Below are 20,370 nucleotides of genomic sequence, written 5' to 3' on the forward strand. Positions count from 1 at the left end.
AGGCCCTAGCGGTAGTGATCGGCCCGGTTAATCCCCTTCCACCACGCTACAGAGGGAAGCCGGGGAAAGGGGCCCGGGAGGCGACAGCCGGGTTATTCTATCGGCCCCCGCCACCTAGTAAGTCACCAATGAGGTCATCGATATTGCCACCCGGCGGTGGTGGTGCCGGCGCCGGGTTGGGGCGCGGCTGCGGCTCACGCGGAGTGGCCGGTCGCGCCGGAGCGGGCGCGGGTGCTGGCGCCTGGCTAGCGGGCTGCTCGGGGGCGGGAGCTTGCTGTTCAATCGGAGCCTGGTCCGCTGCCCCTCCAGCGCTCGTACCGGAATCCGGCACTGATTGTTCCGTGCCGTCGCTCGTGTGGAACGACTGGATCTCCTGACCATCCAAGGAGCGGTCCATCATGGCGCGCCATACCTGCGCTGGATCACCGGAGCCGTACATCGAACCGCCACCTGCGTTGTAGAGAGGCTTGTTCTTGAGGTTGCCGAACCACACCGCAGTGGAAAGCTGCGGTGTGGAACCGATCATCCAAGCATCTTTATTCTCACCGGTATCGCCCAGCTGCGCGGTGCCTGTCTTCGCTGCAGATGGTCGACCACCCGCCAACACATTGCCGTTGGAATAAGCCGCAATGGGCTGCATTGCAGAAATCACGTTATCTGCAACGTCTTCCTTCACGACCTGGTCACCCTTCATCTTGGAGTTGTCCAACAGCACATCGCCATTGGAGTTTTCCACCTTCTGCACGAAGTGAGGGCGGTAGTACTTACCGGCGTTCGTCAGCGTGGCCAGGCCAGATGCCATATCCAATGGACGCGACTGGTATTGGCCCAATGTCACACCTTCGTACGGCGGGCCGTTCTTTTCCCGCAGCGTTTTACCGATTCCCGGTAGCTCTTCGGCGACGCCCAAACGGTGAGCCATATCGGCCACATCTTGGGGTCCGCCCTTCAGCGACTGCGTCAGGCGGATGAAGCTGGTGTTAAGAGACATCTTCAGCGCTTGGGCGATGGAACAAGTCCCACACGACACGCCCTCGGAGTTATTCACGGTGATATTGCCCGTGGTCACTGGAGACGAATCGAATTGGTCGTACAGGCTGCCCCCTTGGTCGAGGTAGGCCGCCAGAGCGAAGATCTTGAACGTCGAACCCGTTTGCACGCCGGCGTTAGCGAAGTCCCAACCCACGGGATCATCGCCACCGTACCAGGCGCGGATACCTCCATTGCGGGGATCGACCGAGACCACAGCTGCTCGCACGTCATCGGGCTGACCATCGAGCTTGTTCTTGGCTTCCTCCACCGCAGCGGCCTGCGCCCTAGGGTCAATGGTCGTGGTGATCTTCAAACCACCAGTATTGACCTGCTGCTCAGTGATACCCGCTGCCGCGAGTTCTTGGACGACCTGGGATTTAATCAGACCATTGGAACCTTTGGCGATAGAGGTAGTTGCCGTGGTCGCTGGGTCCTTAACCCTCGGGTAGCGGGCAGCCTGACGGTCCGCCGGCTTCAGCGCCCCCGTCGTGACCATGCCATCCATCACGTAATTCCAGCGGCTCTGCGCGCGCTCCTTGTTAGTCCACGGATCCAGCGCCGAGGGGGCCTGGATCGAAGCCGCAAGAACTGCGCCTTCGGCCGGGGTGAGCCTATTGACATCCTTACCAAAGTAAGCTTGCGATGCCGCCGAGATGCCGTAGGCATTACGGCCAAAGTAGATGGTATTGAGGTAGGCCTGCAGGATCTCATCCTTGGACCACTCACGAGCCATCTTCGCTGAAATCACCAGTTCTTTGGCCTTACGGGTAATCGACCGCTCATCACCAACCAGTGCGTTTTTCACGTACTGCTGGGTAATAGTCGAACCACCACCAGCGCTGGATTTACCAGTGACGGCGCCTAGGGCCGCGCGCGCGTAGCCGGAGATAGAAAAGCCCGGGTTGTTGTAGTAATCGCGATCCTCGGCCGCCAGCACAGCCTGACGCACGGGAAGCGGAATCTCTTCCAATTTCACGTTTTGGCGGTTGCCCTCCGGGGGAACGATTCGCGCCAACTCGGACTTTCCGTCCATAGCCATGATGTGTGAGACCTGGTTGTTGACCAGTTCTTCCGGCTCGGGCACCTTAGTAACCGCGTAAGCAGTGAAGAATGCCACTAGTGGAACCACAATGGCCACGACCATGAGCGCGGCAAAACCGGCCAAGAGACTACGCAAGAAAGATTTGTCCTTCAGACTCGCCTTCCTTCGCGTACGCACCGTGATATTCCCGTTCTTCACCGAGCGGCTCTTAGTCTTCGTCGATCCGGCGAGCATTCCGCGTTTTGCTTGCTTACTCTGCTTACCCTGCGGACGCGGCTGACCTGGGCGGCCAGAACGGTTCGGACGACCTGACTGGCCAGGCTGACCCTGACCAGTAGGTTTACGCGGTGGCTGGCCCTGCCCGGCTGCGCGCCGTGGCGGTTGGCCGGAGCCACGACGTGGTGGCTGGCCCGAACCCTTGCGTGGAGGCTGGTTGGAACGAGGCTGGCCGCGCCTCGCTGCGCCATCGTTGCCTGAGGAACGTCCGCCCGATTGTGGTGATCGACGAGGGCCAGGACGGCCCTGCCCGTTCGGATTCCGTGGAGGCTGGTTGTCAGTACTCAACTAGTCGAGCTCCCGATCGCTTGCAAAAACTATTTACTCTGCACTGGAGTGCACTGTGGTCAGTGGGAAAACGTTTCCACCCTAACCAAGAAGTTCCACCTGCAATGCAGGCATACTTCAACGATGTGCACGGTAATCTCCCCCGGGTTCTCAGCCATCTCTGCCTGCAGGCGCCCTTGAGAGAAATCTTCCAGCACAACGTCTATTTCCTTAACACTACGCGCTGTACCCGACTTTTCACCTAATAGCTCACCGTGAATCCACCGTGTGTCATACAGTTTTTCGCTGCCACACACAGGGCACAAGCGCTCAGCCCGATGCCCTAAAACCTCGGCAGAGGCGATGAGGGACGAGGTGGCGTCGCAAATATCAGAAGCCCTAAGCTCCCCCGACCGGAACTGCGAAAGCACCCGAGCCCGCTCCAAGTCCCTGCCCACGACGTGTCGCTTCAAGTCCATGACACGCATTCTACGGCTCCCAGAGACTGTTCTTAATCGGTACACCACGCTTGCTTGATCGGTACACCAGCGCCACGATGCAAGCCCTCAAGGCCCGGCGACTTAGCGTGGGATCCATGCCTGCTAATTCCAATACCGTAAATATCGCCATCGTCGGCTTGGGTAACTGCGCGACCTCCCTTATTCAGGGTGTGCACCGGTATGCCGAAGCAAAGGTTGATGAAGATGTGCCGGGTTTGATGCACACCCAATTTGGCCCGTACCACGTCGATGATGTGAAAGTTGTTGCCGCCTTCGACGTGGATGCCGAAAAAGTTGGCAAGGACGTTTCCGAGGCCATGGAAAGTTCCCGCAACTGCACCATCAAGATTGCTGACGTTCCCCACACCGGAGTCACCGTCAAGCGAGGCCCGACCCACGATGGCTTGGGTCGCTACTACCAAGAGGCCATCGAAGAATCCGCCGAAGCGCCCGTCGACGTTGTATCCGCGTTGAAGGAAGCCCAAGCCGATGTGGTGGTTTCCTACCTGCCCGTGGGCTCTGAAGAAGCCGATAAGTTTTACGCCCAGTGTGCCATCGATGCGGGATGTGCATTTGTGAATGCGTTGCCGGTGTTCATCGCCTCCGATCCCGAATGGGCGAAGAAATTCGAGGATGCGGGACTTCCCATCGTCGGTGACGACATCAAAAGCCAAGTTGGCGCAACAATCACCCACCGTGTTCTAGCCAAACTCTTCGAAGACCGCGGTGTCCGTTTGGAACGGACCATGCAGCTCAATGTGGGTGGCAACATGGATTTCCGGAACATGCTGGAACGCGAGCGCTTGGAGTCCAAAAAGATCTCGAAGACCCAGGCCGTGACCTCCAACCTCAAAACCAGCCCGCTGGCTGGCAAGATCGCTGATCGCAATGTTCACATCGGCCCATCTGATTACGTCGAATGGCTCGATGACCGCAAGTGGGCTTATGTCCGCTTGGAGGGTTCTGCGTTCGGTGAGGTGCCCCTCAACTTGGAATACAAGCTTGAAGTGTGGGACTCCCCCAACTCCGCCGGCATTATTATCGACGCCGTGCGCGCAGCGAAAATCGCTCTGGACCGGGGTCTCGCTGGTCCTGTGAACGCCGCTTCTAGCTACCTGATGAAGTCCCCACCAGTACAACTGCCCGATGACGTGGCCCGAGCGCAGCTGGAGGAGTTCATCAATGGCGCGTCTGACTACCGCCCATAGTTGTTTTCCTAGGTGTACCTTTCCCCGTTTCTTGCACTAGTGATGTACTTTTAACAGTATGTCCACGAACCCCTTGGAGATCGCGGCCCAGCTGCGGCCGCCACTAACTCGCCTTTACTTGCTGTACTTCCGCCAGGCGGAGCATTCGCACATCAGTATGGCCCAGCTCTCGATCATGATGATCTTGGATGACAACGGCCCCATGCGTATCTCTGCTATCGCGGCGACGGAGTCCATCCGTATGCCAACCGCGTCCAACGCGGTGAATCAGCTTGAAACGATGGGTCTTGTTGAACGCATTCGAGATGTCAGCGACCGCCGCGGTGTGCGCGTTGACCTGACTGATAAAGGGCGCGAGGAGCTCGCGAAGCTCTCCGAGGAGCGCAGTAAGCAACTGGCCAGCATGCTGGAAGGTTTGACTGAGGAGGAGCTGCGTCTCGCTGACGCCGCCGCTCCCCTGATCAAACTAATCCTAGAGCGCTACACGGAGCAGATCGAGAAACAGGGAGAGCTGAACTCGGACGATTCCGCCCGCAAACGAGACATCTAAATTGGCTAAGTCCGACAAGATTTCCAGTGCCTCTCACGGCCCCGTGGCCAACCTGCACGGCGGTCGCGAAGAGCAGCATGCGGCTCCGAAGTCTCCCTTGCGACTGTTGGTCGCGTGGCGCCCACAGTCCGCGGGCGAGGAAGTTGCCGATGTAGCTGCATGGATTGGCCGCACCGAGGAGATTCGCGTGCGTTCCGCCACCGTGATTCCGCGTGCGTGGGAGACCCAGCCGGGTTCTGAAGAGTTCCACGAGTATCGCGAATGGGTACTGGCTGAAACGCAGGCCTGCATGGACTCTGCCTTGGGCGCATTGGGGCGTGCGGGATTGCCTCAAGGAATGCTGGCCGAAGAGGACCCGGCGGTTGTCGATATCGCACCGACGGAGACAAAGGTGTTGATCAAAGCCGCGGAAGACTTTGCAGCCGATTGCCTTTTGCTGGGATCGCACCCCGCGGCGCCCCGCGGACGGTTTCGTATGGGTTCTACTGCGGATGCCCTGTTGCACTGTGCCCCCCTGCCTGTGCTGTTGGCACCGCGTAGCCCGAAGCTCGCTAAAAATGGAGTAACCCGCGTGAGCTGCTCCTATGTGGATACCGTGCAATCGCATGAGGCGTTGCGCCGAGCATCCGACCTCGCCGCACGATGGAAAGTGCCACTGCGCTTGGTCGCCTTTTCCCCCTCCGGCGCCACCATGTACCCCACCAACGTTCCTTTCAATGGCAACTCGGACATGATGGTGGAATGGCGCGAACAAGCCCTAGCACTTCTGGACCGTGGGCGTGACCGCGCGTTGACCCGCCACCCCGACCTGAAGGTGCAGATGGATGTGGGCAGTGGTTACGGCTGGTCAGGCGCCATTAACGCACTGAAATGGAAGAAGGGCGACCTGCTGGTCATGGGTTCGTCGGAGCTGGGCCAATTCAACCGGGTCTTCATTGGCCCGTCCACCAACCAGATTCTGCGCCACAGCCCCGTGCCGGTGTTGGTGAGCCCGGTTTAGACCCCTCCCCTGGTCGCTGTGCTCCATCGCTGCCGCGTTTTAACCTTTCCGTCTAGCGATGCCCTCGCTATGCCCTTGGCGGGTTTGTTCACGCTCGGCCGAGGTTCCCAGCCCCATCGCTGCCGCGTTTTAACCTTTCCGTCTAGGGTGGAAACCAACCCTAAAATGCGGTTGTGATCGGAGGATTTAATGTACACCCCCAACGATGACGAAGTTCACGGTGGCGGATACACGCGCCCGCTGACCGAGGACGACTATATTGAGGATCCGCTGTTGCGTCTAGAGCGTAACAATCGTTCCACCCGGAATACCTTTGTATTCTTCTTCGGCACCATCGCGCTAACCCTAGGTTTCGCTTTAGCAATAGCCCTGATCAGCCGATTCATGGGTGGCCCACGGTGCGAGGCGGGAGAATCCGCCTGGATCTGCAGCGAAGGCATGCAACTGGCGTTTTGGATTGTTCCAGCGGTGATCTCCATGGGTGCCATGTTCATGTCCGTGTGGATCACCTACGACAAGTGGCGGCGCCACCAGCGCTGGCGCCCATGGATCGCTGTGATCTGGTTCCTTATGCCCTACGGGCTAGCGTGGGTTACCTCCGCCGGAGCAGCTTTGCTGCTCGGCGTGTAGCCCTCCCCTATTTTGCGACGATGTTGACCATCTTCCCTGGCACAACGATGATTTTCGCTACCGTCTTGCCCTCGATATGACCAACCACGTTGGGCTCTTCCAAGGCGGCTTTTTCAATATCCTGGCGGGAGGCATCAGCAGCGATGGTGATGCGTCCGCGCAGCTTACCCATGACCTGGACTGGTAACTCGATCGTGTCGTCTGCCAGCCATTTTTCATCCCACGTTGGGAAAGCCACGTAGGTCAGTCCGCCTTGGTGGCCCAGCTTCTCCCACATCTCTTCCGCAATGTGTGGCGCCACCGGTGACATCATTTGAACCAGCGGCTCCACCGCGGCCCGCGGGGCCCGAGCATCACCGGAGTAGGTCTTCGTCAGATAGTTTACGTATTCGATGAGTTTGGCCACGGCCGTATTGTCGCGCAGCTCCGTGTAATCCTCGTGAATTCCGGCCACCGCGCGGTGCAGAGCGCGGTTGTCGTCATCGGTCAACTCAGCTTCTGAAACATGGGCCTCGCCCGTGCCTTCATTCACCACCAAGCGCCACGCGCGTTGCAGGAAGCGCTGCGCACCCACTACATCCTTTGTAGCCCACGGGCGGGATGTATCCAGTGGCCCCATGGACATTTCGTACACACGCAAGGTGTCTGCACCGTAGTTATCGCAGATCTCATCGGGAGAAACGGAGTTCTTCAGGGATTTGCCCATCTTTCCGTATTCCTGGGTGACCTCAACTTCTGCACCACCATCGGCTGGGGTGTAGAAGAATTTGCCGTCGCGTTCCTCCACGTTCTCGGCAGGCACGTACACGCCACGGGAATCCGTGTAGGCATACGCCTGGATGTAGCCCTGGTTGTACAGGCGGTGGTAAGGCTCAAAGGAACTCACGTGCCCAAGGTCAAAGAGCACCTTGTGCCAGAAGCGGGAGTACAACAGGTGCAGCACGGCATGCTCCACACCACCGACGTACAGGTCCACACCACCGGCCGGGCGCCCCTCGCGCGGACCCACCCAGTATCGTTCATTTTCGATATCTACCAGGGCATTGTCGTTCTTCGGATCGATGTATCGCAGTTGGTACCACGAGGAACCCGCCCATTGCGGCATGACGTTGGTATCGCGCCAGTAGGTCTTTTCGCCATCACCCAGATCCAGCGTAACCTCAACCCATTCCTTGGCCTTCGCCAGTGGTGGCTGTGGCTCAGTATTCTTGTCATCCGGATCAAAGCTAACGGGCTTGTAATCCTCTACTTCGGGCAGCACGACGGGCAACATGCTCTCCGATAGCGCGTGCGCCACACCGTCCTCGTCGTACACGATCGGGAATGGCTCGCCCCAGTAACGCTGGCGCGCGAACAGCCAGTCGCGCAGCTTGTACTGAATTTTTTCTGTACCGACGCCACGCTGTTCCAACCACTGCGTCGCCTTGGCGATCGCCTCTTCCTTGCCCAGGCCATTGAGGTCGAGACCGGATTCGTTGGCAGAGTTTATATGCGGTCCATCCTCGGTAAAGGCTTCGACCTGGGTGTTTCCACCCTGGAGAACCTCAACGATTGGCAAATCAAATGTTTGAGCGAACTCATAGTCGCGTTCATCATGGGCCGGCACGGCCATGATCGCGCCCGTGCCGTAGCCGGTCAGCACGTAGTCGGCGATGAACACTGGAACAGGCTTGCCGTTGACTGGATTGGTGGCGTGCACGCCCAGGAACACGCCAGTCTTTTCCTTATTCTCCTGGCGTTCCAAATCCGACTTCGCGGAAATGGCGTCGCGGTATGCCTCCACTGCAGCAGCAGGGGAGGACTGACCATACGTCCAACGCTCGTTCACGCCTTCGTATGCGCCAGCGGAATCACCACCATGCGCTGCAGCTGCGGCTGCCACGAACTGGTCCACCAACTCGTGTTCCGGTGCCAGCACCATGTAAGTCGCGCCGAACAGGGTGTCCGGGCGCGTGGTGAAGACCTTGATTTCGGCGGATTCACCGGTTGTGGCTTGGGTGGCGTCGGAAATAAAGGTGACCTCCGCGCCGCGCGAGCGACCAATCCAGTTACGCTGCATGGACTTGACCTTCTCCGACCAATCCAAGTAATCGAGATCGTCGATGAGGCGATCCGAATACGCAGTGATGCGCATCATCCACTGCTGCAGGTTCTTACGGAAGACGGGGAAGTTGCCACGTTCGGAACGCCCGTCGGCTGTGACCTCCTCGTTCGCCAACACAGTTCCCAAACCAGGGCACCAGTTCACCGTGGAGTTAGAGCGGTACACCAAGCGGTACTCGTCGAGAATTGCCTGCTTTTGTGCAGGAGTGAGAGTGGCCCAATCATCGCGCTCGGAAGCTAGTTTTGCCTCCAGCTCCGCGATGGGACGGGCCTTGCCCTTCGAACCGGATTCGTTGGTGGCCTCCGGGTCAAACCACGAGTTGTAAATCTGCAGGAAAATCCACTGCGTCCAGCGGTAGAAGTCCTCATCCGTGGTGGCCACCGCGCGGCGCTTGTCGTGGCCCAGACCCAAACGCCCAAGCTGACGCTCCATGTTTTCGATATTGGCCATGGTCGTGGTGCGCGGGTGCGTGCCGGTCTGCACAGCATATTGCTCGGCGGGCAGGCCAAATGCGTCATAACCCAGCGTGTGCAAAACATTCGCCCCGTTCATGCGCTGGAAGCGCGCGTACACATCAGTGGCGATATAACCCAGCGGGTGGCCAACGTGCAGACCAACACCGGAGGGGTAGGGGAACATGTCCTGGATGAACTTACGGTCCTGCGGAAGGTCCTTACCGCTATCGGAGGCGAGCGCGCCCACGGGGTTGGGCGTGTTAAATGTCCCCTGGTCAGCCCAGTGCTTCTGCCAGCGCTGTTCGATCTGCGCCGCCAGCTCAGGGGTGTAGCGGAAAGAGTTATCTGCAGGCGTATTCATGCTTGGCAATTGTAGTGGGTAGAGCAGACATTGTGGTGACAAGCCCTGTTGTGATCGCCCGCCCGGCCCTCCATCGCCGACTTATCGAGAATTAGTGAATCCATTGCACGCGGAATACACTAAAACGCATGATCGTGCTGACAATTGTCCTGGCAATTCTTGGGATCGCTGTTCTAACAGTGGGGATTATGGCGCTGACGGGCAACCTACCCGGAAATTCCGCGGTTGGCCTGCGGATTCCCGAGGTTCGTAAGTCCAAAGAGAACTGGATCATGGGACACAAAATCGCGGGGCCGGCCTGGGCGGGCGCAGGTGCGGTCCTCCTAGGCGCAGCACTTCTGAGCGCGAGGGTTTCCGGTTGGATGTGGCTGGTCCTGGCTTTGCTGGTGGTCGGTGCCGTGTTCCTATTGGGGTTGGGTGCGGCGTTGGCTTCTCACACTATGGCCCGGGTTGACGCCCAGCGGCTGCACGCGGAAGTCGCTGCTGAGGATGCCGCGGGTGGCTGCTGCGGCGGCAGTGGGGCTGCCGATTCCGGCACCGACAGTTGCGGGGACGTCGCCAGCGCCGAAGCATGTGCGAGCGGAAACGCTTGCGGTTCCTGTGCACTCAACGGTTCGTGTGAGGGCGGGGGAGCGGCCTTCGATGCAGCCAAAACTTCTGCGACGACCACCGCCAAGCCCCAGGTGGATATGGATGCTGCTCGGCGCGCGGTAGCGCAACGCAATATATAACTCACCCACGCCCCCAACGTGGCCTTCCCATAAATCGTTCCTTCGGCCGATAGTCTACCGAGTAAGCGGAATCTACTGTGACAGTCATGCACCGCGTGGAAATGATTGACGTAGCTCGGCAGAAATTCGTTCGCCCGAAGTGGACGTATTTCCTGTTCAGCACCGGATTGATCCTCATCGGCCTGATACTTCAGATGTGGGGCACTGGCGAGGTTCTCGACGAATTTACGAACGCCCATCGGGACGTTCCGATCGGGTATGGCTTCTATATGGTGGCCCAGTTTATGGCGTTCATTGCTGCCGTTATCGTTTTTCCTATTGCGCTGCGGCACGATCCCCGCGAACTCACTCAGCCACATACAGATCCCCAACGGGTTTTCGCTGGCCCGCGTTGGGCCATGATCGCTAATGTCGTGTTGGCTGCGCTGGCATTTTCTTCCGGTGCGGCACCCTTCATCTTCGCCGCCGCTATCTCTCTGGCCGCCCGACCTTTAAGCAAGTGGACGTGGATGGCCGCGGGCGCTTTCTTTGTTTCCGCCAGTGCCGACCTCTACCTCTCCTGGTCCCCGGCCACCTCCGAGAGCCTGTTAGACAAGGATCTCTGGTATATCCTCGGTTACCTCTGCGCACCGCTTTTGGTCCTATCACCTGCCGTTTTTATTGGTCTGCACCGTGGCCGAGCTCGCACCGAATGGTGGCACCTGATGGAGGAAGCACGATTCTCCTCGGAACACATCGACCAGCAACGCCACCTGGCTCAACGTGAAGAGCGCACCCGGATTGCCCGGGATATGCACGACTCGCTGTCTCACCGGCTGAGCCTCATCGCCGTACATTCGGGCGCGTTGGCTTTTCGGGACAATCTCGACGCCACCTCGGTCCGCCAGACTGCGACAACCATTAGGGAACAGGCTGAGGCTGCGGTCGAGGAACTGAAGACAGTCCTTACAGCCCTCCATGAGGATGGGCCGCAGGACGTGGATCCACGCCTCGACCTGGAGCAATTGGTAGAGCAAGCACGTGCTGCTGGTAACTCCATCGCGCTGGATATCAGTGATGCTCCCGACCCATCCGAGTTGGACACGCTGGCTACGCACGCCCTGCATCGGGTGGTTCAGGAATGCCTGACTAATGCGCGCAAGCATGCCCCCGGCCAGACCGTATCCATTACTGCTCGGCGCCGCAGTGATCACGGACAGTGGTTCTTTCTGCAGCTTTCGAACCCCTTGCCGTTGAATAATTCCGCGAACCGGGCCAGTTTCCTCTCGGATTCTGCCCATCTGGGCCTGACAGGTTTGGCGGAACGCGTGAAGCTCAGTGGCGGGTCTTTCGAGACCAGGGTGAATGCGGGCCAGTTCACGGTAGAGGTTAGGCTGCCGTTGGCGTCGGATAAAAAACTAAGCACCGCGACGAAAAAGGATGCGTAGATGACAACCAGTGGAGAAGCGACCCGAATTGCCGTTATCGATGATGAGGCGCTGTTGCGGAAAGGGTTGGTGCTGATGCTGGATGGCGCCGAGGGCATCGACGTGGTGGGGGAGGCCAGCAACGGCAAGATGGCTATAGAAGTCATTCAGCGCAAGCGGCCAGACGTGGTGCTGATGGACATTCGCATGCCGGTCATGACGGGCATTGAGGCGGTCGCCACGCTTCGAGAGCTGGGGATAGACGTGCCGGTCATTATGCTGACGGCTTTCGATACAGATGCGTTTATTCTGCGATCGCTGGAGGCGGGGGCGGTGGGATTCCTGCTGAAGACGACCGCTCCGGAGGCGCTGGTGCGGAGCATCAAAGCGGCTGCGGCAGGCCAGCAACTGCTAAGCGCCGAGGTGCTATCGAAGCTGGTTGGGATGGCTGGCCATGGACGGGATGGCGGTATAGGCGGTGGCTCGGCGGCGAGCGATGGGGGAGGGGAGCCAGTGACTGCGAAGACCGGTGCGGGCTTTGAGGGGTCCCCGGCTGCGCGCCGCTTGGACGTGTTGAGCCCACGCGAAAAGGAGTTGGCGCTGCTCATCGCGCAGGGAATGGGTAATGCCGAGATCGCTGAAAAGCTGTACATCAGCATCCCTACGGTGAAGACCCATGTCGCGCGGATTCTGGAGAAATTGCAGGTCAGCAACCGCGTGCAGATTGCGATCGCCGTTGTGCGCGATTAATTGCACCGGCCTAGGGGCGCCCGACGGGTGTCCGAAGTGTGAACTACGATCGAGCACATGGATAACGGGCACGGAAACCAAACAGCCAATGCTTCGCTGGGGCCGAGCGGGGCGGCGGGGGATATTCAAGATCAATCACCCGTCGTGGTGGTGTGTGGGTCCATCAACGTAGATACCTTTGTGGGCCTGCAACAATTCCCCACACCGGGAGAGACGGTGATCGGCCGGCGCGGTCTGCAGGGGTTGGGCGGAAAGGGGGCCAACCAGGCGGTGGCTTCCGCTCACATGGGGGTGGAGACCCTGCTGCTGGCTTCCGTGGGGCAGACCAGCGCAAATAATCCCACCGAGCCCTTGGATCCGCTGGCGCTGTTGGCGATCAAGGAGCTGCAGCAGCATGGCGTGAACACGGAATTCATTGCCCGGACCAACGAACCCACTGGTCAGGCTTTCATTATGAATGACGCCTCCGGGGAGAACATCATCATCGTCACATCTGGGGCGAACGAGCTGACCAACCCCGCAGCACATGTGGACCTGGTGAAGGAGCTTTCCGCCACCCGCCCAATGCCAGTGGTGCTGGCCCAGGGAGAGCTGACACCCGCTCATTCCGCGGAGCTTCCGGCGCTCGCCAAGGCTGCTGGTGCGCGGCTGTTTTTGAACTTGGCGCCCGTGACAACAAAGGATCCCGATCTCGTGGCGGCGGCTGATCCGCTGATCCTCAATGAGCTGGAAGCCGCCGATATCACCGGGGTGTCGCGCGAAACTCCGATGGAGGAAATTTTCACCGCGCTCACCCGGGTTTCGCGCAGCGCTGTCGTGACCTTGGGGGCTGAAGGCGCTGCGGTCATCGATAGCGATGGAGTGACCCGCGTGCCCGCCCCGAAGGTGGACACGATCGTGGACACTACCGGGGCGGGGGATGCTTTCTGCGGAACGTTGGCGGCGGCCGTTGCGACGGGTGCTTCGTTGGCGGAGGCCACGAGACTGGCTGTCGCCGCGGGTTCCCTAGCCACTCAAAAGCCCGGCGCGGCTGGTTCTTACGCTACGGGCCAGCAAGTACGTACATTGGCAGCGGACGACGCTGCCAAACTTGAAGGAGAAAACCGATGACGACCACCGCAGCTACTAGCACCCACGCAACGGGAGGCGGTTCCACCCCACGCCGGATCATCCTAGACTGCGATCCCGGCCACGATGACGCCATTGCCATGCTTTTGGCCTGGGGTAATCCCAACATCGACCTGCTTGCGGTCACCACTGTGGCAGGTAACCAAACGCTCGAAAAGGTCACCGCCAACGCGCGGGCTCTTGCCCGCGTGGGCAAGATCACCGGTGTGCCCTTCGCTGCTGGAGCTGACCGCCCCCTGGTTGCACCCCAGCTGATCCCCGAGGCCATCCACGGTGAAAGTGGCTTGGATGGACCGCAGTTGCCAGAGGCGGGCGTCGAATTAGAAAAAACCCACGCAATTGAGCTGATGGCGCACATTATCGAACAAGCGGAACCGGGGACAATCAGGCTGGTACCCACCGGGTCACTTACGAATATTGCACTCTTCGCACGCACGTACCCACACCTCGTGGAACGTGTGGCCGGGGTGACACTCATGGGTGGCGGGCACCACACCGGCAACATGACCCCCGCGGCAGAGTTCAACATCCTGGCAGACCCCGAAGCGGCCAAGATCGTGTTTGATGCCGCTTGGCCTGTGACGATGGTGGGATTGGACGTCACGCACAAGGTGCTCGCCGTGCCCGCGCGGATGAAGCAGATCCGGGAAGTGGGCACCGATGTGGCGGAGTTCGTGGCTGAACTCGTGGAATTCTTCGGCACGTCCTACATGGACCTGCGCCGCTACCCGGGACCACCGTTGCACGATGCCCTTGCCGTCGCCGCCGTTGCCGACCCAGAGGTACTAACCACGGTGGCAGCACCCGTCGCAGTAGAAACTCGCGGTGAATTCACCCGCGGAATGACAGTCGTGGACCTTCGCCGCACTTGGGGCGCACAGCACCAGACTGCGGAGAACCCCGGTGATCCTTCTGCGTTGGGCCTATCTGATGACTACGCGGCCGCGGGATTGGAAACTTACGGCGAAATGCAGGAACCGGTGCGTCACCGTGTGGGTGTGGATGTTGATGTGGAACGTTTCTTTGATCTTTTAGTCGACGCCCTACGCCGAATCGGCAACACAGGTTTTCGAGGTTAACGCTACGGCCCGGGGTGCGATAATCTCTAACCCATGACCACGCCAGCTGCCCTAACCACTGCAGATCCCATTGACTCGAGGAAAGGTGGTTTGCCGCTGCTCATGGCGGTGCTGATCACCGCCGCCGTCGCGTTCCAGCTCAATGCCTCCATGTTGTCACCGGTGCTTCGCACCATGGCCGAAGAGCTGAATACTGACGAATCCACCGTGGGCCTATCCCAAACCGCGTTTTTCACCGGCGGTGCCATGTGTGGCCTATTCCTGCCACGCCTGTCGGACATCATCGGCCGACGCAAGGTGCTGATCGTAATGCTGGCGGTGATGGCCGTTGGCGGAATCATCGCAGCTCTGGCCCCGAATGTGGGCGTGTTGATGGCTGCGCGCGCCATGCAGGGCATCGCCGGTCCCACCATCCCAATGACGTTGATCATCTTGCGCAGCCAGGTGAAAGAAGAAGTGCGTCTAGGCACACTCATGGGCCTTATCGCTGCCGTCAACGGTGGCGTGGCCGGTTTGGACGTTCTGATCTCCGGCTGGATGGCTGAGAACTGGGGCTTCCGTTCCGTGTTTTGGCTGATCGGCATTATCGGCGCCATCGCCACCGCGGTTGTGGCCATGTGGGCGCCCGAATCGAAGCCTTCCGACAACGTGAAGATGGATTGGCTGGGAGCGGTTTTGCTGGTGATCTCCGTGCTCTCGCTGACCATGGCCGCCAATGAGATCGGCAAGGCCTCCCTGCCCGCTGGTGCAAACTGGATGCTGGTGGGGTGGTTGATCTTGGGTGGCTTGCTGGTGTTTGCCTTGTTCTGGGCATGGGAAAACAAGCACGACCAGCCACTGGTTGCACCGAAGTACCTGCGCCTGCGCCAAACATGGGCGCTGCTGCTTACCACAGTGTTGACGATGACCGGCGTGTTCGCAGCCGTCAACGGCGTGGCAATCTCTCTGGCACAAAACGCCGATGCGGGATTCGGCATGAAGCCCGACTTCGCCAGCCTTGTGATGCTCACACCTTATGCACTGGTCGGCTGGTTCGTCGGCCCCTTCGCAGGCCGTCTAGCGCCAAAAATTGGTTACTCCCGGTTGATCCGCATCGCCAACCTAGCCTCCGCACTACTGCTGCTGGTGTTGGCCTTTGTGGGCGTGCACTCCAAGCTCACGCTCATCGCCGTGGTGATCCTGCTGGGTGTTACTTACGCTGGCATCGGAAACATCGTCCTGAACAACCTGGGTGTGGTGAATTCCCCGAAGGATTACGAGGGATTCCTGCCAGGTATGAACTCCGCGGCCTTCAACCTAGGCGCCGGACTATCCTTCGCTATCTTGCCGGTTTTCATGGTAGCCGGATCTCCGGCCGGATCGGATTCCACGGCGGGTTACACCACCGCGTTCATCGCTGGGGCAGTGGTGTTGGGAGTAAGCGTGCTGACCAGCATGCTCATCCCGAAAACCACCACCTCCGAACTCGATGGGGCACTAGTTACCGCTACCTCGTAGCAGCTTCCAGCGCCTTCTTGATTTCCTCGTCAGTGGCCAAGTGACCTGGGCCCATGTCGAGAATGGAGGTGGGGTTTGCGCCCTCTGGCAAGTATGGTTCGCCGTAGGCAGGCTGACCATTGTCATAGCGCCAGCCCTCCGACAACGGACCCGCATCGACCGTGCCGTAACCGATCGAATCCAAGAACTGGCGGACCTCGTCCTTGGCGGATTCATCATTACCAGCGATGACCAGCGACGTCCGTTCGTTGGCATCGGCCGGGCGGGCCAATTCACCCAGGTGACGGAAGTTGATGTTGTTGAAGGTTTTCACAACCTTCGCCTCCGGCACGCGGTCCTGCAAAATCTGTGAGGTCGTGATCTTACGGCTAGCGAGCTCCTCAATGAACCCATCGCGCTGCTCGTAGTAGTTACTGGTGTCAATGACAACCTTGCCTTGCAGAGACTCGGTCGGAATCTCTTTCAGGGCATTCAGGGGAATGGTCACCACAACGATATCGCCAGCCTGGGCAGCTTCTTCCGCGGTGGCTGCCCGAGCGTTGGGGCCCAGAGCCTGCGTTAGGGGCAGCAGCGTGCGAGGATCACGGGAATTACTCATCACCACGTTGTAACCCGCCTGCACTGACAAACGCGCAACCGTGGCTCCGATCAGGCCAGCTCCGATAAAACCAATCGTCTTCATGGTCTTCCTCCTTGGTTGGATGCAAATTGAATATGAGGTTTAACCCCAACGTCCGCAGAATTATTCCCATCCAATTCCATTTTTCCGACCCACGGGTGTGCAATTAAGGGGTTGAAAAGGCGAAACGGGGAGGCGTCGAAAAAAATGTTAGATACCCTGAGGCAATGAGAAAGTCCGATCGCACAACCCCCAGCGTGATCCAGCGGGTGCTTAGCTACCGGCCGGATCTCCTCATCATCCTCATTGTCGTCGCGGTGATTGCCGCGCTCATTGTTCCAGTTCGTGGTGAAGCTGCCGACGTTGCCGATTGGGTCGTGAAGGTCGCAATTGGCCTGTTGTTCTTCCTCTACGGCGCACGGTTGAGCCCCCAGGAAGCTCTGAAAGGCCTGCTGCACTGGAAGCTACACCTCCTGATCATGATCTTTACATTCGTTATGTTCCCACTGATCGGGTTGGCGATGTACCCTCTCAAAGCCGTGGTCGGCGAGGAAATGTACCTGGGTATCCTGTTTTGCACCCTCGTTCCCTCCACCGTGCAGTCTTCCGTAGCATTCACCTCTATCGCACGTGGCCACGTTGCCGCGTCCATCGTCGCCGCCAGCGTTTCTTCCCTGGTGGGTGTAGTGTTTACACCGCTGCTGGTGCTTCTTCTCATGAGCAACTCCGGGGGCCTTCATATCGACGCCTCCACGTTCATCAACATCGCCGTTCAATTGTTGCTTCCGTTTGTGGTGGGGCAGGTGCTGCGCCCATGGGTGCACAAGTTCGCGGCATCTCCACTGACGAAAAAGGTGGATCAGATCTCCATTGGACTGGTGGTGTACACGAGCTTCTCCGAAGGCGTGGTTGAAGGTGTGTGGAGCTCCGTAAGCTGGATGACCTTGATCGGGTTAGTCATTGGCTCTATGGTGCTGGTGTACCTGCTGCTATCAATCACCAGCTTCGTGGCTCGCACGATGGGCTTCAATTACCAAGACCAAGTGGCGATCCAATTTGCCGGGACGAAGAAGTCTCTGGCCTCTGGTTTGCCGATGGCTGCCGTGATGTTCGGTTCCGGTGGCTTGGGGCTACTGATTCTGCCGCTGATGATTTTCCACCAAGTGCAATTGATTATCTGTTCGATGCGGGCTTCTACCTACCTAGCGAAATGGGTAGACGAAGGCGCCGGCCCCGATGGGCGGGACAAGATCGCCGAGGACGCGCGGACGTGGTAGGTACTCACCTCGGATAGGGGGAGGAACGAGACGTTGCTAATGAAAGAGGCACAAGCTATTTGGGATGATGCATAGAGTATCCATTTAGTTGCTTTGACCAAAAGACACGTGCTTATTAGAGCCCGGTCCGCGTTAGAGTGCTTTGACTTAGCAAACGAGACGGAAAATCACTATGGCTGAACGAACCGAGAGCGCAAGATTAAGGGCGTCAGTGGCTAGGACTGTAGAACACGATGGTGGCGATTCTGCTACTGATCGTAAGCAGATGACTAAAACAATCATCGCGGCTTCCAGTGGCAACCTGGTGGAATGGTTCGACTTCTACACATATGCATTTTTCAGCGTGTACTTTGCCGAGAGATTCTTCGCCGGAACCGGCCAAACTGGCGCTTTGATGAGCACCGCCGCGATCTTCTTTGTCGGATTTCTTATGCGACCATTGGGTGGGTACATCTTCGGGCGGATCGCCGACCGGCAGGGACGTAAGAAGTCCATGCTCATCGCCATATTGATGATGTGCGCTGGTTCATTAGCTCTCGCTTCACTGCCCACGGCGGCGACCGTGGGTGCACTCGCGCCTGTTTTGTTGCTGCTTGTTCGCTGTGTCCAAGGACTGTCCGTGGGTGGAGAATACGGATCTGTTGCAACCTACATGTCTGAGATTGCACCCCCAGGTAAGCGCGGTTTCTATTCATCATTCCAATACGTGACGTTGATTGGTGGCCAGCTTCTTGCCAGCTTGGTAGCGCTCATCATGAGTACCGTGCTGACCGAAGACCAGATATCTAACGGATGGTGGCGCCTACCATTCGTCCTGGGTGCCATTGCTGCTCTGGTTTCCCTATGGTTGCGCAATACGCTGGAGGAGACCGTCGACGAAAGCAGTACAACAAAGGATGATTCCGGAAGTCTCCGGGAACTCCTGTCTTACCCACGCCCGGTGCTCGTCGTGCTAGGTATCACTGCAGTAGGGTCCCTAACGTTTTACACATTCACGACCTACATGCAGAAGTTTCTCATCAACACTAATGACATTTCGAAAGCAGAAACCACTCGGATCATGACCGCGTGCCTGTTTCTTTTCATGCTCCTGCAACCAGCCGTCGGGTGGCTCTCCGACAGAATCGGGCGCAAGAACACGATGCTGATCTACATCATTGCAATGGTTATTCTGCCGATCCCATTTTTTAAGATCTTGACGGGGCAGCAAAATGTCTGGATTGCAGGCGGATTAGTGTTCTTCGTTTTAGTTTTCGTTTCATTTTACACCTCAATTTCAGGCATTCTGAAAGCTGAAATGTTTCCCACACACGTTCGCGGACTCGGCGTGGGCTTTACCTACGCCGTGGGCAATTCCCTCTTCGGTGGGTCCGCAGAATACGCAGCTCTAGGGTTAAAGAACATCAATCTAGCGTGGGTGTTCCCCATTTACGTTTCGGTCGTTGCCCTTATCGGTCTCATTGCAGTCATCACTATGCGTGACGACCGCATCCACTCCACAATCGACAACCAATAATCTGGCATCAGCCCTTATCCATCAATGTGCAGTCTCTTGGCGAGCGTGAGCGTGAAAGCCCCTTAGCGATCCGCCACAATCACCACATCTAACTGCCGCGGCCCATGCACACCGTGCACGCGGATTAGTTCAATATCCACGGTCGCACTGGGCCCCGAGACCATCGTCATCGGTTCTGTGTGCAGTCCTTGTTCTCGCAGGTAGGAGACCGCTTCAGGGACCAGCTCTACGATGCTGGATTCCGCCACCACTACTACGTGATGATCCGGCAGCAATGTTGTGATTCGACGCCCAGATTCCGCACCCGCCAGCACGATCGTGCCTGTATCGGCAATAGTCACCGCAGACCCCGTCACGACGGCAGCAGCTGCATTGATTTGTTCCTGCGTTAGGAAATCTGCGGTGACTGCTCGCGCTTTTCCAAGCCGCCCAGCGTCATCAGTTAGCCCAGCGCCGCCAACTGACCCAGCGCCGCCAACTGACCCAGCGCCGCCAGCCAACCCCGCGCCGCCAGCTAACCCAGTGCGTTCGGAACCGTCGCCATCCCGCAGCACGCTAAGTCCCGCGCCCTCAAGCTCCCGGAACCACTCGTCCGGAACCGCCATGGGCGCAATGATCACATCATCGCGGGAAGCATCTGGCCCCGATTCCGCATCAGCATTCGATTCATGTTTCAGAGATCCCTGCTCGGACCTCCCACCAGTCACCAAGTCACGGATAGCACCCGGCAGGTCGGCTTCGTCGACGATGGTCACGGTGGCGTCGTAATCCTTCAAGCGATCAACCAGCAAAGACCGCAGCTCTTCACCTTGCCTGGCGCCGTCGCGGCGATAGGACCTAGATGGCTCAGAAGCGGGCCGCGATCCGGTGGCAGAAGGCCCAAGGGCAGAGTTGATGCGCGCGAGAATGTCCTGTTTCGCCGTTGTCTGCTTAGCGGCCATG

The 20,370-nt window shown here is 58.8% G+C and carries 17 protein-coding genes; 12 read left to right on the forward strand and 5 right to left on the reverse strand.

Annotated elements, in window-relative coordinates; translation table 11 throughout:
* Positions 1 to 97 precede the first annotated feature (97 nt).
* Positions 98 to 2,176 carry a transglycosylase domain-containing protein gene (locus HMPREF3098_RS06030; RefSeq protein ID WP_070434463.1) on the reverse strand — a complete coding sequence of 693 codons (2,079 nt, stop codon included), beginning with the start codon at positions 2,174 to 2,176 and terminating at the stop codon, positions 98 to 100.
* A 521-nt stretch (positions 2,177 to 2,697) separates the two neighbouring features.
* Positions 2,698 to 3,096 (reverse strand): DUF5318 family protein, encoded by a 399-nt coding sequence (locus tag HMPREF3098_RS06035; protein WP_235700810.1) that lies wholly within the window; start codon positions 3,094 to 3,096, stop codon positions 2,698 to 2,700.
* A 116-nt stretch (positions 3,097 to 3,212) separates the two neighbouring features.
* Here HMPREF3098_RS06035 and HMPREF3098_RS06040 point away from each other — a divergent pair, with 116 nt between their 5' ends.
* The 4 genes from HMPREF3098_RS06040 to HMPREF3098_RS06055 all read left to right on the forward strand — a co-directional run bounded on the left by HMPREF3098_RS06040 (position 3,213) and on the right by HMPREF3098_RS06055 (position 6,505).
* Positions 3,213 to 4,325 carry an inositol-3-phosphate synthase gene (locus HMPREF3098_RS06040; RefSeq protein ID WP_070434389.1) on the forward strand — a complete coding sequence of 371 codons (1,113 nt, stop codon included), beginning with the start codon at positions 3,213 to 3,215 and terminating at the stop codon, positions 4,323 to 4,325.
* A gap of 58 nt (positions 4,326 to 4,383) precedes the next feature.
* The gene (locus HMPREF3098_RS06045) at positions 4,384 to 4,875 is read left to right on the forward strand and encodes a MarR family winged helix-turn-helix transcriptional regulator (protein WP_035115376.1); all 492 of its coding nucleotides are present in this window, start codon (positions 4,384 to 4,386) and stop codon (positions 4,873 to 4,875) included.
* A gap of 52 nt (positions 4,876 to 4,927) precedes the next feature.
* A complete protein-coding gene (locus tag HMPREF3098_RS06050) occupies positions 4,928 to 5,875 on the forward strand; it encodes a universal stress protein (protein ID WP_070434464.1) in 948 nt (315 codons plus the stop codon).
* 189 nt (positions 5,876 to 6,064) lie between these two features.
* Positions 6,065 to 6,505 (forward strand): hypothetical protein, encoded by a 441-nt coding sequence (locus HMPREF3098_RS06055; protein ID WP_070434390.1) that lies wholly within the window; start codon positions 6,065 to 6,067, stop codon positions 6,503 to 6,505.
* A gap of 7 nt (positions 6,506 to 6,512) precedes the next feature.
* Here the strand turns inward: HMPREF3098_RS06055 and HMPREF3098_RS06060 are convergent, their stop codons facing one another.
* Positions 6,513 to 9,425 carry a leucine--tRNA ligase gene (locus tag HMPREF3098_RS06060; protein WP_070434391.1) on the reverse strand — a complete coding sequence of 971 codons (2,913 nt, stop codon included), beginning with the start codon at positions 9,423 to 9,425 and terminating at the stop codon, positions 6,513 to 6,515.
* A 128-nt stretch (positions 9,426 to 9,553) separates the two neighbouring features.
* Here HMPREF3098_RS06060 and HMPREF3098_RS06065 point away from each other — a divergent pair, with 128 nt between their 5' ends.
* From HMPREF3098_RS06065 to HMPREF3098_RS06090, 6 genes are all read left to right on the forward strand, one after another.
* Positions 9,554 to 10,156: an SdpI family protein gene (locus HMPREF3098_RS06065; RefSeq protein WP_035115379.1), complete on the forward strand. Its 603-nt coding sequence runs from the start codon at positions 9,554 to 9,556 to the stop codon at positions 10,154 to 10,156.
* 86 nt (positions 10,157 to 10,242) lie between these two features.
* A complete protein-coding gene (locus HMPREF3098_RS06070) occupies positions 10,243 to 11,583 on the forward strand; it encodes a sensor histidine kinase (protein ID WP_052095130.1) in 1,341 nt (446 codons plus the stop codon).
* Complete coding sequence (locus HMPREF3098_RS06075; RefSeq protein WP_070434392.1) at positions 11,584 to 12,312, forward strand: response regulator; 729 nt, start codon at positions 11,584 to 11,586, stop codon at positions 12,310 to 12,312.
* 57 nt (positions 12,313 to 12,369) lie between these two features.
* Entirely contained in the window at positions 12,370 to 13,422 is a 1,053-nt protein-coding gene (locus tag HMPREF3098_RS06080) for a ribokinase (protein ID WP_083284194.1), read from the forward strand.
* Positions 13,419 to 14,519 (forward strand): nucleoside hydrolase, encoded by a 1,101-nt coding sequence (locus tag HMPREF3098_RS06085; RefSeq protein ID WP_070434393.1) that lies wholly within the window; start codon positions 13,419 to 13,421, stop codon positions 14,517 to 14,519. Before HMPREF3098_RS06080 ends, HMPREF3098_RS06085 begins: the two co-directional genes overlap by 4 nt.
* A 33-nt stretch (positions 14,520 to 14,552) precedes the next feature.
* Positions 14,553 to 16,016, forward strand: a complete 1,464-nt coding sequence (locus HMPREF3098_RS06090) for an MFS transporter (protein WP_035115383.1) — start codon at positions 14,553 to 14,555, stop codon at positions 16,014 to 16,016.
* On the opposite strand, the gene HMPREF3098_RS06095 is transcribed toward HMPREF3098_RS06090, so the two are convergent.
* Positions 16,006 to 16,698: an NADPH-dependent F420 reductase gene (locus tag HMPREF3098_RS06095; protein WP_070434394.1), complete on the reverse strand. Its 693-nt coding sequence runs from the start codon at positions 16,696 to 16,698 to the stop codon at positions 16,006 to 16,008. The genes HMPREF3098_RS06090 and HMPREF3098_RS06095 overlap by 11 nt on opposite strands.
* Positions 16,699 to 16,862: 164 nt before the next feature.
* Between HMPREF3098_RS06095 and HMPREF3098_RS06100 the strand changes: the two genes are divergently transcribed.
* Together HMPREF3098_RS06100 and HMPREF3098_RS06105 are read left to right on the forward strand one after the other, a co-directional pair.
* Positions 16,863 to 17,912 carry a bile acid:sodium symporter family protein gene (locus HMPREF3098_RS06100; protein WP_070434395.1) on the forward strand — a complete coding sequence of 350 codons (1,050 nt, stop codon included), beginning with the start codon at positions 16,863 to 16,865 and terminating at the stop codon, positions 17,910 to 17,912.
* A 211-nt stretch (positions 17,913 to 18,123) separates the two neighbouring features.
* Positions 18,124 to 19,428: an MFS transporter gene (locus HMPREF3098_RS06105; protein ID WP_246815861.1), complete on the forward strand. Its 1,305-nt coding sequence runs from the start codon at positions 18,124 to 18,126 to the stop codon at positions 19,426 to 19,428.
* A gap of 62 nt (positions 19,429 to 19,490) precedes the next feature.
* On the opposite strand, the gene HMPREF3098_RS10960 is transcribed toward HMPREF3098_RS06105, so the two are convergent.
* On the reverse strand, positions 19,491 to 20,369 hold the full coding sequence (locus HMPREF3098_RS10960) for a LutC/YkgG family protein (protein ID WP_083284200.1): 879 nt from the start codon (positions 20,367 to 20,369) through the stop codon (positions 19,491 to 19,493).
* Position 20,370: the final 1 nt, after the last annotated feature.

It is taken from the genome of Corynebacterium sp. HMSC28B08, from assembly GCF_001806865.1.
GTDB classification, from domain to species: Bacteria; Actinomycetota; Actinomycetes; order Mycobacteriales; family Mycobacteriaceae; genus Corynebacterium; species Corynebacterium auriscanis.

Coding starts and splice junctions, on each gene's coding strand:
- HMPREF3098_RS06030 (WP_070434463.1), bottom strand. CDS start 2,176: ATGGTCGTGGCCATTGTGGTTCCACTAGTGGCATTCTTCACTGCTTAC.
- HMPREF3098_RS06035 (WP_235700810.1), bottom strand. CDS start 3,096: ATGGACTTGAAGCGACACGTCGTGGGCAGGGACTTGGAGCGGGCTCGG.
- HMPREF3098_RS06040 (WP_070434389.1), top strand. CDS start 3,213: ATGCCTGCTAATTCCAATACCGTAAATATCGCCATCGTCGGCTTGGGT.
- HMPREF3098_RS06045 (WP_035115376.1), top strand. CDS start 4,384: ATGTCCACGAACCCCTTGGAGATCGCGGCCCAGCTGCGGCCGCCACTA.
- HMPREF3098_RS06055 (WP_070434390.1), top strand. CDS start 6,065: ATGTACACCCCCAACGATGACGAAGTTCACGGTGGCGGATACACGCGC.
- HMPREF3098_RS06060 (WP_070434391.1), bottom strand. CDS start 9,425: ATGAATACGCCTGCAGATAACTCTTTCCGCTACACCCCTGAGCTGGCG.
- HMPREF3098_RS06065 (WP_035115379.1), top strand. CDS start 9,554: ATGATCGTGCTGACAATTGTCCTGGCAATTCTTGGGATCGCTGTTCTA.
- HMPREF3098_RS06070 (WP_052095130.1), top strand. CDS start 10,243: ATGCACCGCGTGGAAATGATTGACGTAGCTCGGCAGAAATTCGTTCGC.
- HMPREF3098_RS06075 (WP_070434392.1), top strand. CDS start 11,584: ATGACAACCAGTGGAGAAGCGACCCGAATTGCCGTTATCGATGATGAG.
- HMPREF3098_RS06080 (WP_083284194.1), top strand. CDS start 12,370: ATGGATAACGGGCACGGAAACCAAACAGCCAATGCTTCGCTGGGGCCG.
- HMPREF3098_RS06085 (WP_070434393.1), top strand. CDS start 13,419: ATGACGACCACCGCAGCTACTAGCACCCACGCAACGGGAGGCGGTTCC.
- HMPREF3098_RS06090 (WP_035115383.1), top strand. CDS start 14,553: ATGACCACGCCAGCTGCCCTAACCACTGCAGATCCCATTGACTCGAGG.
- HMPREF3098_RS06095 (WP_070434394.1), bottom strand. CDS start 16,698: ATGAAGACGATTGGTTTTATCGGAGCTGGCCTGATCGGAGCCACGGTT.
- HMPREF3098_RS06100 (WP_070434395.1), top strand. CDS start 16,863: ATGAGAAAGTCCGATCGCACAACCCCCAGCGTGATCCAGCGGGTGCTT.
- HMPREF3098_RS10960 (WP_083284200.1), bottom strand. CDS start 20,369: ATGGCCGCTAAGCAGACAACGGCGAAACAGGACATTCTCGCGCGCATC.